13 protein-coding genes are annotated in these 16,020 nt (G+C 61.9%); 8 read left to right on the top strand and 5 right to left on the bottom strand.

Features of this window, described 5'->3' with window-relative positions; all coding sequences use genetic code 11:
- The first annotated feature begins 84 nt into the window (after window positions 1-84).
- A complete protein-coding gene (locus tag GA829_RS14505) occupies window positions 85-1,014 on the top strand; it encodes a LysR substrate-binding domain-containing protein (protein WP_195179146.1) in 930 nt (309 codons plus the stop codon).
- A 19-nt stretch (window positions 1,015-1,033) separates the two neighbouring features.
- Here GA829_RS14505 and GA829_RS14500 read toward each other — a convergent pair whose 3' ends face one another.
- A complete protein-coding gene (locus GA829_RS14500; protein ID WP_195179145.1) occupies window positions 1,034-1,300 on the bottom strand; it encodes a hypothetical protein in 267 nt (88 codons plus the stop codon).
- Between the two features lie 208 nt (window positions 1,301-1,508).
- Here GA829_RS14500 and GA829_RS14495 point away from each other — a divergent pair, with 208 nt between their 5' ends.
- The 3 genes from GA829_RS14495 to GA829_RS14485 all read left to right on the top strand — a co-directional run bounded on the left by GA829_RS14495 (window position 1,509) and on the right by GA829_RS14485 (window position 5,131).
- Complete coding sequence (locus GA829_RS14495; protein WP_195179144.1) at window positions 1,509-1,949, top strand: Rrf2 family transcriptional regulator; 441 nt, start codon at window positions 1,509-1,511, stop codon at window positions 1,947-1,949.
- Window positions 1,950-2,152: 203 nt separating this feature from the next.
- On the top strand, window positions 2,153-2,920 hold the full coding sequence (locus GA829_RS14490) for a nuclear transport factor 2 family protein (RefSeq protein WP_210337763.1): 768 nt from the start codon (window positions 2,153-2,155) through the stop codon (window positions 2,918-2,920).
- 192 nt (window positions 2,921-3,112) lie between these two features.
- Window positions 3,113-5,131: an amidase gene (locus tag GA829_RS14485; protein ID WP_195179646.1), complete on the top strand. Its 2,019-nt coding sequence runs from the start codon at window positions 3,113-3,115 to the stop codon at window positions 5,129-5,131.
- A gap of 55 nt (window positions 5,132-5,186) precedes the next feature.
- Here the strand turns inward: GA829_RS14485 and GA829_RS14480 are convergent, their stop codons facing one another.
- The 4 genes from GA829_RS14480 to metH form a co-directional block, all read right to left on the bottom strand.
- A complete protein-coding gene (locus GA829_RS14480; protein ID WP_258052292.1) occupies window positions 5,187-6,539 on the bottom strand; it encodes a phospholipase D-like domain-containing protein in 1,353 nt (450 codons plus the stop codon).
- An 18-nt stretch (window positions 6,540-6,557) separates the two neighbouring features.
- Window positions 6,558-6,803 carry a hypothetical protein gene (locus GA829_RS14475; protein ID WP_195179142.1) on the bottom strand — a complete coding sequence of 82 codons (246 nt, stop codon included), beginning with the start codon at window positions 6,801-6,803 and terminating at the stop codon, window positions 6,558-6,560.
- Window positions 6,804-6,813: 10 nt separating this feature from the next.
- A complete protein-coding gene (locus GA829_RS14470; RefSeq protein WP_195179141.1) occupies window positions 6,814-7,758 on the bottom strand; it encodes a chymotrypsin family serine protease in 945 nt (314 codons plus the stop codon).
- A gap of 295 nt (window positions 7,759-8,053) precedes the next feature.
- Window positions 8,054-11,863 carry a methionine synthase gene (gene metH, locus GA829_RS14465; protein WP_195179140.1) on the bottom strand — a complete coding sequence of 1,270 codons (3,810 nt, stop codon included), beginning with the start codon at window positions 11,861-11,863 and terminating at the stop codon, window positions 8,054-8,056.
- Window positions 11,864-12,092: 229 nt separating this feature from the next.
- Between metH and GA829_RS14460 the strand changes: the two genes are divergently transcribed.
- From GA829_RS14460 to GA829_RS14445, 4 genes are read left to right on the top strand one after another with little or no spacing between them, the layout of a single operon-like run.
- The gene (locus tag GA829_RS14460) at window positions 12,093-13,499 is read left to right on the top strand and encodes an APC family permease (protein WP_195179139.1); all 1,407 of its coding nucleotides are present in this window, start codon (window positions 12,093-12,095) and stop codon (window positions 13,497-13,499) included.
- Between the two features lie 50 nt (window positions 13,500-13,549).
- On the top strand, window positions 13,550-14,275 hold the full coding sequence (locus tag GA829_RS14455; RefSeq protein ID WP_195179138.1) for an SDR family NAD(P)-dependent oxidoreductase: 726 nt from the start codon (window positions 13,550-13,552) through the stop codon (window positions 14,273-14,275).
- A 19-nt stretch (window positions 14,276-14,294) separates the two neighbouring features.
- Window positions 14,295-15,077, top strand: a complete 783-nt coding sequence (locus GA829_RS14450) for an IclR family transcriptional regulator (RefSeq protein WP_195179137.1) — start codon at window positions 14,295-14,297, stop codon at window positions 15,075-15,077.
- Between the two features lie 31 nt (window positions 15,078-15,108).
- Window positions 15,109-16,017, top strand: a complete 909-nt coding sequence (locus GA829_RS14445; RefSeq protein ID WP_195179136.1) for an NAD-dependent epimerase/dehydratase family protein — start codon at window positions 15,109-15,111, stop codon at window positions 16,015-16,017.
- Window positions 16,018-16,020: the final 3 nt, after the last annotated feature.

The following is a 16,020-nucleotide window of genomic DNA, read 5'->3' as shown; positions in this document are numbered from 1 at the left end:
GCCGGCTCCTCTGGATTTCCAACGCTGACCGCAGAGATAGGACCGCTTTCGAACTGCTACTATCCACGATAATATCGATGCGCCATGAAGCAGAACTTCACAGTCAGACAAGGCGCGCTTGACGGCGTCGAGGCTTTCCTGAGCGTCGCCCGGCACCGCAATTTCCGCAAGGCGGCGGCCGAGCTTAACGTCACCCCGTCAGCGATCAGCCAGGCGGTGCGGACGCTCGAGGCGCGCATTGGCGCCGCGCTCTTCGTCCGTACGACGCGCAGTGTCGGCCTGACCGAGGCCGGTGAGCGCTTCCTTGCGCGCGCAAGGCCGGCATTCGAGGAACTGGTCGCCGCGAGCGCGGTTGCCCGCGACCTTGGCCAGCGGCCGACCGGGCTGCTGCGTCTCTCGGTGCCGCCGTCGGTCGTGCCGATCCTGCTGGAGCCGCTCATCGCTTCCTTCTGCCAGGCCTATCCGGAAATCGAACTGGAGATCGTGGCGAGCGGCGAACTCGTCGACCTTGCCGCCGAGGGATACGATGCAGGCATAAGGCCCGGCCAGTTTATCGCCGCCGACATGATCGCGGTACGGCTGACACCGCCGCTGCCATTCATGGTCGTTGGCAGCCCCGACTATCTGCGCCTGCGCAACGTGCCTGAGCGCATCGAGGACCTACGCGGCCATGCCTGCCTGCGCATGCGCCGTTCAAACGGGTCGATCGCGCCCTGGCCTTTTGTCGACGGCAACAAGTCGGTTGAGGCCATCATCTCAGGGCCGCTCATCGCGCATGACTACCCAACGCTTCTTGGCGCCGCGATCCAGGGGGCCGGGCTTGCGCAGGTGCCCGCACCGCTCGCCAGGACGCCGCTCGCGGACGGCCGATTGCAGGAAGTGCTGAGACCCTTTGCTGCAACATCGCCAGGGCTTTTTCTCTACTATCCCGGAAAACGTCAGGTCCTGCCCAAGCTGCGCGCCTTCATCGACCACGTCAGATACCGGGGCGACGCCGAGACCCCTGCCGCCTAAGCCTGGACTGAGTTGACGTCTACTTGCCGCAATGGTGATCGTTGATCTTGTTCAGCGCGTTCGCATCAGGTCCAACCCTGTCGTAGGAGCATTCGCCGGCCGCCGTCGTGAACAACTGCTGATCATAGTAACGCGGGCCACCGAACAGGACCTCGATAATATCGCGGTCGGCGGGAACGTAGCGTTCGGGTTGAGCCTGGTGATGCTTGGCCCCGGCGTACGCCGAGGAGGCGCTGCAAACTGTCGCGAACGCAAGAGCAACGATCGCAAGGCGTTTTATCGTCATCGGCAATATCCTCCTGCTCACCCAAAATCGCATCATACATGCAAAATCGCCAGCTGGACAAAAGTTCCAACCGGGGCAGTTTCATCAAAGCTGGGCCTGGCCGCTCCGAGATGATCAAGCATGGCACCGCCAGACGTGTCGTCGGCCACACTTGCAGCGTCCTACGTCTGTGCCTAAAATAAGCACAGACGTAGAGAGATACGATGACATGAACACCCGCTTCGCCGTTGCCGTCCATATCCTGACCTTTCTCGAAACCCAGGCCGGTTTGCCAGCGACATCTGAGTTGATCGCCTCGAGCGTCAACACCAACCCAACCTTGATCCGGCGGCTGCTGTCGCAATTGGCCAAGGCTGGACTGACGACGTCGCAGATGGGTTCCGGCGGCGGTGCGCTTCTTGCACGATCGGCCGAGACAATCTCGCTTCTCGATGTCTGGCGCGCCATGGACGAGGCGCGTGAAGTGTTTGCCATGCACGAGGCGCCAAACCCGATGTGCCCTGTCGGGCGGAACATCAAGAGGACGCTCGGGCTGCGGATCGCTGGAGTTCAGGCGGCAATGGATGCGGAGCTCGCCAGGACCACGATCGCCGCCATGGCGCACGATATCTCATCCGACGAACAGGCACGGATGGCGGCGATCGCCTGAACCGACGCCGCTTGGGCGAACAATCGGCTTGACGTAGATATGTATCCATATTAGTCACACGCATGTGCAATCAAATTGGATACATATAAATGACCCAGTCAGTTTCCCGCCGAGGACTCGTCGCGCTGGCGCTAGGCACCATCACGCTCGCCTCGCTTTCAGTCGCATCCGCAACCACCGCCTCTGCTCAATCGGAGACCAAAATGTCCATTCAGAAGAAACAGGTCGTGGAGCTGCTAAAAGCTATTGAAACCGGTGCCGGAGAACCCGTCGCGGTGATCAATCCCGACAAATACATCCAGCACAATCTTGGCGCCGCCGATGGCCTTGCCGGCTTTGGTGCACTGCTTGCCGCCTTGCCCCCGCATTCGGCGAAGGTAAACACCGTGCGCGTTTTCCAGGACGGCGACTTCGTCTTCGCCCACACCGAATATGACTTCTTTGGCCCTAAGATCGGCTTCGACATCTTCCGTTTCGAGAACGGCAAGATTGTCGAGCATTGGGACAATCTGCAGGAAACCGCAGGCCCGAACTCAAGCGGCCATTCGATGACCGACGGCCCGGCCGCAGCCGTCGATCTCGACAAGACGGAGGCCAACAAGAAACTGGTCACCGCCTTTGCCGACGACATTCTGGTCAATGGCCGCATGGACAAATTGGCCGGCTATTTCCAGGGCAATGGCGACAGCTACACCCAGCACAACCCGCTGATCGCCGATGGCCTGTCCGGGCTTGCCGCCGGTTTCACGGCCCTGGCGAAAGCCGGCATCACGATCAAATACGACCACATCCACAAGGTGCTTGGCGAAGGCAATTTCGTCCTGATCGCCAGCGAAGGAACGCTCGGCGGCAAGCCGACATCGTTCTATGACCTGTTCCGGCTTCAGGACGGCAAGATCGCAGAGCACTGGGATACGATCGAGGCCATCCCGCCGAAGTCCGAATGGAAGAACGGCAACGGCAGGTTCTGATTAGCCAAGTTCTGACCAGCCAAGTTCTGACCAGCCAAGGTTTGCTCGGCCAAGGTTTGGTCGGCCAAGGTTTGATCAACATGTGACAAGCAATCGCGGTTCTGGCCCGCAAGGAATCGCGATTGGACCTTGCCGAAGCTGGCGGCCACGCTCATGAGGAGCGCAGCCACAATGCCAGCTTGGGAACTCATGATGACCGATGACGGTTTTCACCTTGTCGAAGCGACAATCAAAAAGCTGCGGCAAGCGCTCGATACCGGCGCTGTCACCAGTGTCGAGCTGGTCGGCGCCTGCCTGCGCCGGATCGCGCATTACGACCGCCACGGCATCACGCTGAACGCTGTCCCTGTGCTCAATCCGGAGATGTTCGAGGAGGCCGCAGCCTCCGATCTGCGCCGCTGCGAAGGCACGACGCTCGGGCCTCTGGACGGCATCCCCTACACCGCCAAGGACAGCTACAAGGTCAAGGGCCTGACGGTTGCCGCCGGCTCGCCCGCCTTCGAATATCTCGTCGCCAATGAGGACGCCTTCACCATCGCGCGCTTGCGGGCCGGTGGCGCGGTGCTGATCGGGCTGACCAACATGCCGCCGATGGCCAATGGCGGCATGCAGCGCGGTGTCTATGGCCGCGCTGAAAGCCCCTACAATGCCGCCTACCTGACCGCCGCCTTCGCCTCCGGCTCGTCCAACGGCTCGGGCACCGCGACCGCCGCCAGCTTTGCCGCCTTCGGGCTTGGCGAGGAGACCTGGTCGTCCGGCCGGGCGCCGGCGACCAACAATGCACTGGTCGCCTACACGCCGTCGCGCGGCGTCATCTCCGTACGCGGCAACTGGCCGCTGGTGCCGACCATGGACGTGGTCGTGCCGCACACACGCAGCGTGCCTGACATGCTCGAACTGCTCGATGTCATCGTTGCCGAAGACGCCGAGACGAGAGGCGATTTCTGGCGTGCTCAGCCTTGGGTCGTCTTGCCCGCGATTTCGCAGGTGCGCCCGCCAAGCTATGCCCACCTCCCGCTGGAGGGATCGCTGAAGGGCATGCGGCTCGGCGTGCCAAGAATGTATATCGGCCGAGATAGTGAGATCAGAACACCGATCGAGACCCGCGCCTCGGTGCTGGCGCTGTGGGAAAAGGCGGCCGCCGACCTCAGGCGGCTTGGCGCCGAAGTTGTGGAGGTCGATTTCCCCGTCGTCTCCAATTACGAACGCGACCGGCCCGGCGCGCAATCCATGGTCGATCGCGGCATGGTGCCGGCAGCTTTCGATGCTCACGAAATCTGGGACCTGTGCATCTTCGGCTGGGACGACTTTCTGCGTGCCAATGCCGACCCTGAGATGCCCGATCTCGCCTCGGTCGATGGTGCGAAAATCTTCCCGCGGCCGCCGGGCACGCTGCCCGATCGCTATCAGGGCGACTTCATCCTCGCCGAATATGTCGAGCGGGCAAGGCGCGGCGTCACCCCGCTGGCTGATATCCCCGAAATGGAACGCGGCCTGAAAGGGCTGGAGGCGACAAGGCGGATCGACTTCGAAGACTGGCTGGACCAACACCGGCTCGATGCGGTGGTGCTTCCCGCCGCCGCCGATGTCGGGCCAGCCGACGCCGACATCAACGAGGCCTCCGCCATCCTTGCCTGGCGCAATGGCACCTGGGTCGCCAACGGCAATGTGGTGTGGCGCCACCTCGGCATCCCGACCGTCACCGTGCCGATGGGCACCATGGCTGACATCGGCATGCCGGTCGGCCTGACCTTCGCCGGCAAGGCCTACAGCGACACCAAACTGCTGCAACTGGCCGGCGATTTCGAACGCTCCGGTTCACGCCGCACCAGCCCTCCCCGTACGCCTGAACTGGCCGACGACGTCTTTGCGGCGCCATCAGCTACCAATCGGCCTGGCAAAGTTCCTCCCCTGGCCATCACACTCTCCGCTGCGGCCATTCATATCGGCGATCAGGTCGAAATCACTGTCGTGCTCGACCTGCCCGACGACGATGCTGGCATCACCGCCAAAGTCCATATCAACGGAACACCCATCGATACGCAGCGAAACGGCGCCCACTTCACCGGGCGCGCCGTTGTGCCGTCGGCGACACACAAGGGATCCCATAGTGTCTGGCGCGGTTCTTACGGTTCGATCGTCACCGCCATTGCGCGCCATGAAGACGGACGCACCGCCGGCGCCTATGTGGTGATCGGCGGCATAGGGTGAGGCGCGTAATTTTCACCGCCATCGGTCGACGGCCTGGAACGACGCCCGATAGGCCTCAAACCTCTTCGTAATCGCCGCGATCAACCCTGATATAGCCGCCCTCTCCGAGTGCCTCGGGGGTCATCACCTCGTTCTCGGCGACGGCGGGCAAAGCCTGGAAAGCGCTGGCCCAGTCATTTTCGAATATCCTGGTAAAATACTCCGCAATACCGGGATGCGTCAGCCACACGCCCGCTTCGCGGTTCTTCGATACTGCCGCATCCGACCAGTTCTGCGAACTTACCAGCACGCTGTTGCCATCGACCACGATCATCTTGTTGTGACAGTGTACGAACTGGTCCGTGTTGATGTAACGGATGTTGTCGGCCAGCTTCAGGCCATACTCTTGGGCAAGGTTCTCCAGGTTTTTCGTTTCCTTGACGACATCGCTTTTGCTGAACAGCTTGCCCAACACGATACGCACATCAAGGTCGGGTGCCGCTTCGCGTGCCTTGGCGATCGCGGCGAGGAGCTTGCTGACGAGCGGCTGCGACGAGCGGATATACTGCTGCTCGATCAGGATGGACTTGCGCGCCTTGGCGATAAGGCCGGGCATCACATCCATATAGTTGTCGGGGCTCAACACGGGCTGGATCGTCAACTGACCATCGAGTTGGAACTCCTGGCTCGGGAACAGTTGTGCGGGCATATGCTTCGGCGCGCTTTCCACAAGGAAGAAATCGTCATCGACCGGCTTGCGCAACATTTCGGGTACGGCCTCGACCAAGGCCATGTCGGACTCAAGAATGTCGGTGAAGAATTTCGCCAATTCGTTCGACTTGATTGCAAGACCAGTGTCGCGGTTGCCAGTTCGGAAATGGGCAGTGGCCTGCCCATCCTCGACATTCATGGGAATGCTGTTGGCGCTGTAGTTGCCGCTTTGCACCAAGACCCACTCGCCATCGATGACGATCACCTTCTCATGCGACGAGCTGAACACATGGACAGTAGGGTTCGCGCATGACGGCGCTGATACGCCGTGCACACCCATCTGCACGAGACGGTCGAACATATCGCTTTCGGTCTTGGAGTCGATGTCGAGCATCAGCGAGACCCTCACCCTGCGGGCCAGGGCGGCAAGCAGAAGCTCCTCCATATAGGGGGCGGTGAAATCGTAGATGCCGATGAGAATTGACGTCTGTGCGCCGTCGATCAGCTTCTTTGTTACCGCGAAAGTCGAGTCGGGCGAGGCATAGGCAATGATCTGCTTGCTCACCTGAAAGGTGGGAATGGCGCGTTTGTCATAGCCTTCCAGATGGCAGCTTCGTGGCACCATCTCGGGAACGGCGATCTCGATTGTGGTCAGTTCGGCGACCGCCTGCGCGGCGGCAAGAGCAGGCAAGCGTGTCTTCAGGACAAAGGTCGGCATGGCATTCCCCCATCTGCATCACTGTGCTTCGAACGGTTCCGAGTCTTTGACGACGACTGGCACGTCGACCGCCTTTCCTTCGTGCTCGGTCGTGAGGGCCGCTGGCAGGTCATGCACCGTGCCTGGTTCCACATACACAACCACAACCCATCCTTGGCGACCGAAGCTTTCCCCCTTCTCAACCCCTATCGCATGCGCTCCGATCTTGCCGAGATCATCAGCATGCTCTGCTCGTGCGCTGTTCGCCTGGCTTAAGGTGGCCATGAAGCCTCCGTCAAAAACTGAACTTCAATGTCTCCATGACGGCACGGATCGGTGTGAACACGCTGCCTTGGGGTGACCCGGCGAAATGGAGGCCGACGATCGCTCCGCTCTCTTGCGCCACGATCAGCGCCCCGGAATCGCCGCCTTCGGTATAGGTGTCGCAAAGGACCTGGCCAGTAAAGCCAACCACACCGACGCCTTGATATCGCACGAGGACACGGAAATCGACGTCACGCACCACCGATTGCGTATCACCCGAGGTTCGGCCGCGCTTCTTCACGACCATGTCGCGCTGAGGCGTGGCGACCTTTAACGGCGTCGTTGCCGACCAGATCTCCTCGTCGATGTCGCCTAGCCGATCCTCGTCGACTTCACCCAGAGCCGCGTCGACGGTGTTGGTGAAGCTCGGGCCGATCGCGAATGGTGAGAATGCGCTAAGCTTGGCAACCACGTCGGCGGGCTGCCTGCCATCGTCCTGCGGGCCAGGGTAGAGAAGCGCATCTCCCACGGCGCCCAATCCCGAATTAGCCAGGACATGGGAATTGCTCAACAGGAATCGCTTGCCGTCCTTCCTGACGACCGCACCGAGCGTGCCGGCTGTTACGTCCTTGTGGCCCACGCTGAAGCCGCTCTTAAGCGGGCTCTTCATGACATTGGCCTGAGGCACGATGTCGCCGATCTCGACTACGTCGGTGTAGACCGCTCGACCGTTGCTGGCTGCCATTACCGGCGGTAGCACGTGGTCAGGAAGAAGCTCGGCCGGAGGAATCTTGCGGCGCACGTAAAAGACGATGCTGAGATCTTTTGTCCGCTCTTCGCCCGCCACCTTTCGCGCGATGCCAGCGCCAATAATGTTTTCGTCCTCGAAAATCGTGCGAACACGGTCGTAGTGGCGACGGGTATTGAGACTGAGCGTTTCGGGTTCCGCGATGTCTGGCTCGGTCACACGATCCAATATATCTCGCAGTGTTCTTGGCGTCGACAAAGACAGCCTCCCCTTGAGCCGTCAGGTTGCTACAGGCGAACATTCGATGTCATCGCTCGAAAATAGTCAAGATAAATTCAAAGATTCTGATCCATTCTACATCAACAATATTAGCTGATTAATGAAGCTGTCGAGAATAATTACTTGATTGACAAGCGAAATATCTAAAAACAGTGACAGCTACGTTCGAGTGGCCTCTATCGCTTGAATCGGTCCACAGGAATGCGACATCGGTCACAGTCAACGACGACAGGCTGGTGAAGGGCTACTCCGCCGCCTCGGCATAATTCGCCGGGACATAGTTGAGGATCGGTCCGAGCCAGCGCTCGACCTCGGCCAGCGGCATGGCCTTGCGCCGGGCGTAATCCTTGACCTGATCGCGCTCGACCTTGGCGACGCCGAAATAGTAGCTTTCGGGTTGCGCGAGATAGATGCCCGACACCGAGGAGCCCGGCCACATGGCAAAGCTTTCGGTCAGGCTGACGCCGGCATTGCGTTCGCCGTCGAGCAGGCGGAACAGCGTTGCCTTCTCGGTATGATCCGGCTGCGCCGGATAGCCAGGCGCCGGACGAATGCCGCGATAGGGCTCGCCGATCAGGTCGTCGGGCACAAGGTTCTCGTCAGCGGCGTAGCCCCAGAACTCCTTGCGCACCTTTTCATGCAGGCGCTCGGCGAAGGCTTCGGCGAAGCGGTCGGCCAGCGCCTTGACCATGATCGAGGAATAGTCGTCATTGGCACGCTCGAACCGTTCGGCGATCGCCACTTCCTCGATGCCGGCGGTGACGATGAAGCCGCCGAGATAGTCGGCCTTGCCGCTGTCCGTCGGAGCGACGAAATCCGACAGCGCGACATTGGCCTTGCCGTCGCGCTTGGTCAGTTGCTGGCGCAAGGTGAAAAAGGTCGCCAGGTCCTGCGCGCGCCGGTCATCCGTGAACAGCTTGATATCGTCGCCGACGGCATTGGCCGGCCAGAAGCCGATGACGCCCTTCGGCGCGAACCATTTTTCATCGATGATCTTCTTCAGCATCGCCTGCGCGTCTTCGAACAGTTGCCGTGCGGCGGGGCCCTGCGCCTCGTCGTCCAGAATCTTCGGATAGCGCCCCTTCAACTCCCAGGTCTGGAAGAACGGCGTCCAATCGATATAGCGGGCGAGCTCACCAAGATCCCAGTTCTCGAACACCTTCACGCCGAGGAAGGACGGCTTCGGCGGTTCGTAAGCGGCCCAGTCGATCCGGTGTGCATTGGCGCGTGCCTTGGCCAGCGGCAGCCGCAGCTTGTCGGCCTCGCTGCGCGCATGCGCGTCGGCGACCTTCTGGTACTCGGCCCGGACCGTGTCGACATAGCCGCCCTTGGCCTCGTTCGACAGCAGCGCCGAGACGACACCGACCGCGCGGCTGGCGTCGGTGACATAGACCGTCTGCCCCTTGCTGTAGCGCGGATGGATCTTCACCGCCGTGTGCACGCGGCTGGTCGTCGCTCCGCCGATCAGAAGCGGAATGTCGAAACCCTCGCGCTCCATCTCGGCGGCCATGTGCGCCATCTCGTCCAGCGACGGCGTGATCAGGCCGGACAGGCCGATGATGTCGACATTTTGCTCGCGCGCCGTCTGCAGGATCTTTGCCGCCGGCACCATGACGCCGAGGTCGATTATCTCGTAATTGTTGCAGGCCAGGACCACGCCAACGATGTTCTTGCCGATGTCGTGGACATCACCCTTCACCGTCGCCATCAGAATCTTGCCGGCGGTCTGGCGCTCGCCAGTGTCGATACCATTGGCGGCATTGGCCAGCTTCTCGGCTTCCATATGCGGCAGCAGACCGGCCACCGCCTGCTTCATCACCCGCGCCGACTTCACCACTTGCGGCAGGAACATTTTGCCCGCGCCAAACAGGTCGCCGACGATGTTCATGCCGGCCATCAACGGGCCTTCGATGACATGCAGTGGCCGCTCGGCGGCCAGCCGCGCGTCCTCGGTGTCGGCGTCGATGAATTCGGTGATGCCATTGACCAGCGCATGCGAAATGCGCTGCTCAACCGGCCGGTCACGCCACGCGAGATCGCGCTCCTGCGCCTCCTTGCCGGCGGTACCCTTGAAGCGCTCGGCCAGTTCCAGCATGCGCTCGGTCGCCGAGCCGCCGCCTTTCGGCTCGCGGTTGTTGACGACATCCTCGCAGGCTTCGCGCAGTTCCGGGTCGATCGTGTCATAGACCGCGAGCTGCCCGGCATTGACGATGCCCATGTCCATGCCGGCCTGGATGGCATGGTATAGGAACACCGCATGCATGGCCTCGCGCACCGGCTCGTTGCCGCGAAACGAGAACGACAGGTTCGACACGCCGCCCGATATGTGGACATGCGGCAGCGCGCCGGTGATCTCGCGTGACGCCTCGATGAAGTCGACGCCGTAATTGTTGTGTTCCTCGATGCCGGTGGCGATGGCGAACACGTTGGGGTCGAAGACGATGTCTTCGGGCGGGAAACCGGCCTGCTCGGTCAGCAGCTTGTACGCACGGGTACAAATCTCGACCTTCCTGACCCTGGTGTCGGCCTGCCCGTCCTCGTCGAACGCCATCACGACCACCGCCGCGCCATAGGCGCGCACCAGCCTGGCATGATGCAGGAACGCTTCCTCGCCTTCCTTCATCGAGATGGAATTGACCAGCGGCTTGCCTTGCACGCATTTCAGGCCGGCCTCGATGATCTCCCATTTCGAGGAGTCGACCATGACGGGAACACGCGCGATATCCGGCTCGGCGGCGATCAGGTTGAGATACTCGACCATCGCCTTCTTCGAATCGATCAGGCCCTCATCCATGTTGATGTCGATGATCTGCGCGCCATTGGCGACCTGGTCGCGCGCCACGTCGAGGGCGGCGACATAGTCGCCCGCCGTGATCAGCTTGCGGAACTTGGCCGAGCCGGTGACATTGGTGCGCTCGCCGACATTGACGAAGGGAATCTCGTCGGTCAGCGTGAACGGCTCCAGCCCGGACAGCCGCATCTTGCGCTCGATCTCGGGAATGGCGCGCGGCGGATACTTTTTGACTGCCTCGGCAATGGCCCGGATATGGTCCGGCGTCGATCCGCAGCAGCCGCCGACGACATTGACCAGCCCTTCCCGCGCAAAATCCTCGATCTGCGCGGCCATGAAGTCCGGGCTCTCATCGTACTGGCCGAATTCATTGGGCAGGCCGGCGTTCGGATATGCGCAGGTGAATGTGTCGGCGACACCGGAAATCTCGGCCAGGTGCGCGCGCATCGCATTGGCGCCAAGCGCGCAGTTGAGGCCGATGGTGAACGGGCTGGCATGGCGCACCGAATGCCAGAAAGCGGTCGGCGTCTGGCCCGACAACGTGCGCCCCGACAGGTCGGTGATGGTGCCGGAAATCATCACCGGCAGATGCACGCCCTTCTCGATGAAAATCTCGTTGCAGGCAAAGATCGCCGCCTTGGCGTTCAGCGTGTCGAAAATGGTCTCGATCAGGATGATGTCGGCGCCACCATCGATCAGCCCGCGCAGCTGCTCGCCATACGCAAGGCGCAGATCGTCAAAGGTTACAGCACGATAGCCGGGATTGTTGACATCAGGCGACATTGAGGCGGTGCGGTTGGTCGGCCCGAGCGCACCGGCGACGAAGCGGCGCTTGCCGTCTTTCTGCTCCGCCCTTTTCGCCGCCCGCCGCACCAGCCGAGCGCCATCCCGGTTCAGCGCATAGACGGCATCTTCCATGCCATAGTCGGCCTGCGCGATCGACGTCGAGGAGAAGGTGTTGGTCTCCAGAATGTCGGCGCCGGCAATAGCGTATTGATAGTGGATTTCCTCGATCGCCTTCGGCTGCGTCAGGATCAGAAGGTCGTTATTGCCTTGCTGGTGGCAGGCGCAGCCGGCGAAGGTCTCGCCGCGAAAATGCTCCTCGTCGAAACCGAGACCCTGGATCTGCGTGCCCATGGCGCCGTCGAGGATCAGGATGCGCTCGCGCGCCGCCGCCGTCAGCGCCGCAAGCACGTCCGAACCATCCGATTTTGCAGCGGCAGGGCCGAAAAGGTCGTCCAGCGATGAGGTATTCTGCGACATTTTTTATCCCTTGGGCGACAAGCCTTCCATGTCACATAAGGATATCTTTATGTCAATATACGGCAATCGCTCCTCATTGTCACGCGCACGCTGGCGCTGAATTGATCACTTCTCCCGCGCTAGGCCGTGTCGAAAAAAGATGACGTACTTTCCACGATGCGGAATCCGTATCTTGTTTTGATATGGTTTCGGAAGAATCTTCCCGCATCGGCTTTCCAGGGAGGATACAATGTCGACAAGCATAAACCGGTCGCTGGAGAGCGACGGCGCCGTGAACCGTGTGGAGGGATTGATCGACGATCCTCACACCCACAATTTCAGAAAATCGCTTGGCGTCTGGCACGTCGTCGGGCTCGCCATGGCCGACGTGTCGCCAACCATGGCGGTGCTTCTGCTGACTGCCGGCGTGGTGTCGATAAGCGGCACCTTCACCATCGGCGCCTGCCTGATCCTGAGCGTCATCGTGGTGCTGATCGCGCTGTGCCTCGGCGAACTCTCCGCCATGAGCCCGTCGGCCGGCGGCATGTATTCGATCGTCAAGGACGTTCTGCCCGCCCCTGTCGCCTGGATCACACTGCTGAACTACCTGCTGCAGGGCATCGTCATCCCCGGCAGCCTGACGCTGGGCATCGCGATCTTCCTGAAGGACCTGTTCCCCGGCATTCCGCTCGGCAATGGCATCATCGCGCTCATCGCCCTGTTCGCGGCTGCCGCGATCGCGCTCACCAAAGTCGAAGTCGGCGCCTGGACAACCGCTGTCATGGTCCTCGTCGAGGTCTCGGTTCTCGGCCTGATCACGGTCGCCGCGATCCTCAACTGGAGTCAGGACCTCACCGCTGTCATCGTGCATCCCGTGCACCTCGTGGACGGCAATCTTCTGCCCGTCACCTTCGCGGTGGCGATCACCGCACTGGCGCCCGCCTTCAACATCATCAACGGCTACGATGCAGCACTTGGCTTCTCGGAAGAGATGCATGATGGCCCGCGCCAGATCGGCAAGGCCGTGCTTATCGCGGCAATCCTTGCCAGCCTGCTGATCACCATACCTTTCGCGGCTGCGGTCGTCGCCGCGCCCGACCTCAAGACCTTCCTCGCCAGCCCGACCCCGGTGGTCTATTCCGTCGAGCAGGCGCTTGGCCCGATCGCCAAGGCGGTGGTCGACATCGGCGTCATCATCGCGCTGTTCAACGGGGCGCTGTCGTTGCTCATGTACTTTGCCCGCGGCGTCTTCGCCACCGGCCGCGACAGCCTGTGGCCGCGCGCCGTCAGCCAACGTCTCGGCTCGCTCAACAGCAAGGGCGTACCGGGCTGGGGCGTGCTGGTGCTTGTCGTGCCGGCCATACCGCTGGTCTTCGTCAGTCAGCTCGACTGGCTGATCATCTTCTCCGGAACAATGATCACCGCCGTCTACTTCTGCGTTGGCCTCGCCGCCCTGTGGAGCCGTATCAAGGACAAGACCAGCCCCCGGCCCTTCCGCATGCCGCTGTGGCCGATCCCGGCACTCGTGGTCACGCTATTCACCGGCTTTGCCCTGATGCAGCAGGAGACGCAGTATCTGATTGGTGAAGTGGTGGTGATCGGCGCGGGCATCGTCCTGTTCGCGCTGTCCAAACTGTGGTCGGCGCCGGCTCGCTAAAACCGAGAATTGGGCTTGCATGAAGCAGCATGATCAAGATGGGTGAGACAATGCAAAAGACTATCATCGTGACAGGCGGAGGCCGGGGTATCGGCCTCGCCGTGATCAAGCGCTTCGTGGCGGATGGCGACACGGTTGTCGCCACCGACCTCAAGTTCGGCGACGAGGCAAAGGCTCTTGCAGCGTCGGCCAATGGCAAGCTCACGCTGGTCGAGGGCGACGTCTCGAAACCAGCCGATGTCGCCGCACTGGTTGCCGATGCCATCGCCCGGCACGGCCACATCGACATCCTCGTCAACAATGCCGGCGTGCTGCTCTCCAAGGCGACGGTCGATACAACCATCGAGGACTGGACGCGCGTCATCGCCATCAACCTGACCGGAACATGGAACTGCCTGCATGCCGTGCTGCCCGGCATGATCGCGCGGCGTTCCGGCAGGATCATCAACATCTCGTCCGAACTCGGGTTGATCGGCTTTGCCACCTACGCTGCCTATTGCGCCTCCAAGGGCGGCGTCATCGCGCTGACCAAGGCGGTGGCCAAGGAAGTCGCGCCGCATGGCGTGCTGGTCAACTCGGTCGCGCCCGGCCCGATCGAGACCGACATGCTGAAATACGACACCATTGAGTTCAACGACGAGACGCGCGAGCAGATCCCGCTGCGCCGTTTCGGCCAGCCGGACGAAATCGCCGCCGCAGTACATTTCCTGGCGGGGCCCGGCGGCAGCTACATGGTCGGACAGATCATCAGCCCCAACGGCGGCACCGCCATCTGATGGCACGGAGACAAGGCACATGAGCGAAGTCCAATCCCTCCTGCGCGGCCTGTCGATCCTCGAGGTCCTGGCCGAATTCGATACCAGCGGCGCGACGCTTGCCGACATCGCCGAGCGCACCGGCCTGTCGCCAAGCACTGCGCACCGGCTGCTGGCGACCTTCGTCGAGGCCGACTACGTCACCCGCGGCAAGGACCGCAACACCTACGTGCTCGGCCACCGCATCATTGGCGTGGCGGCCTCTGTGCAACTGCGGACCGCGCATCTGCGGGTGCTGGTTCACCCCTATCTCGAGGCCATCGCGCAGGAGAGCGGCGAGACCGCCAATCTCGTCGCGCTGGATGGACGCAGTTCCGTCTATATCGACCAGGCCGAAGGCACGCGCGTACTGCGCATGTCGATCCGCGTCGGCAGCACCTTTCCGGCCAACACCTCGGCGTCGGCCAAGGCCATACTCGCCTACCAGAATCCGGACGAAGCGCTGAACCTGATCTTCGGCGACCGGCGCGCGCGCCAGTACACCCGGCGCACCATCATGGACGCCGAGGCGTTTCGCGCCGATCTCATCAGCACGCGCGAGCGCGGCTATGCCATCGAACGCGAAGAGGTCGAGGATGGCGTCAGCTGCATCGCCGCGCCGATCCTTGGCCGCAACGGCGTCGCGGTCGCGGCCATCAGCGTGCCCGGTCCAACCACCCGCATCCTCAGCCCGACGCCCGAACGGCTCGGCGCACTCGTCGTCAGCCACACAACCAAGATCTCGCAGGCGCTCAAGGCCGAGAGAGCAAGGCGCGCCGGCTGATCCCCTATCCATCGCAAAGGACTGCACCAGAATGGCATCGATCCTCGTCACCGGCGGCCTCGGCTACACCGGCCGCACCATCGTCCGGCAACTTGCCGCCCAAGGCATCAACGTCGTCAGCTACAACCGCGATTATTCCGAGCTGGCGACCGACTTCGTCACCGCCGTGCAAGGCGAACTCTATGACGTGCCGCGCCTGGTGCGCACCATCGAGAAATATGGCGTCGACCGCATCATCCACACGGCGGCGATGTCGCACCCGGACCTGTCCATCGACCTGCCTTTGACCACCGTCGTCGCCAATATCGACGGCACCGTCAATGTCATGGAAGCGATGCGGCTTGCCGGCATCAAGCGGCTGGTCAACTTCTCCTCCGAGACCGTCTACGGCAACCATGCCGGCCCGATCGACGAGAACTCCACAACGACGCCGACCACGCCCTATGGCGTCACCAAGGTGGCGATCGAGCATTTCGGCCGTGTCTACAACGAACTCTATGGCTTGCAGACAGTGTCGCTGCGTTTCAGCGAGGTCTACGGTCCGGGCAACCGCATGCCGCAGATCCTGCGCGACATCGTCAAGACGGTGCTGCGTGGCGAGCCGTTCGTCATGGAGAGCGGCTCCGATCACCTGTTCCATTTCATCCACACCGAGGATGTGGCGCATGCCGCGATCCTTGCGGCCACCTCCGAGACCATGAAAGGCTCGGTGTTCAACATCTTCGGCGACCACGCCTGGACATTGGCGCAGTCGGCGGATCTGCTGCGAAAATTCTTGCCGCGGGCCTCGATCTCGATCGGCCCCGGCTATTGCCATCTCGACAGGCAAGGTCCGTGGGATCAGTCCGCCGCGATCCGCGAACTCGGCTATGCCCCGCAATACACGCTCGAGGACGGCCTGGCACGCTATGTCGATTGGCTGAAGACGAATGAGTACTGAGCC

The organism is Mesorhizobium sp. INR15 (assembly GCF_015500075.1).
GTDB lineage: Bacteria > Pseudomonadota > Alphaproteobacteria > Rhizobiales > Rhizobiaceae > Mesorhizobium.
The sequence above is the reverse complement of the archived record's forward strand: the minus strand, read 5'-3'. Positions and strand labels throughout refer to the sequence as shown.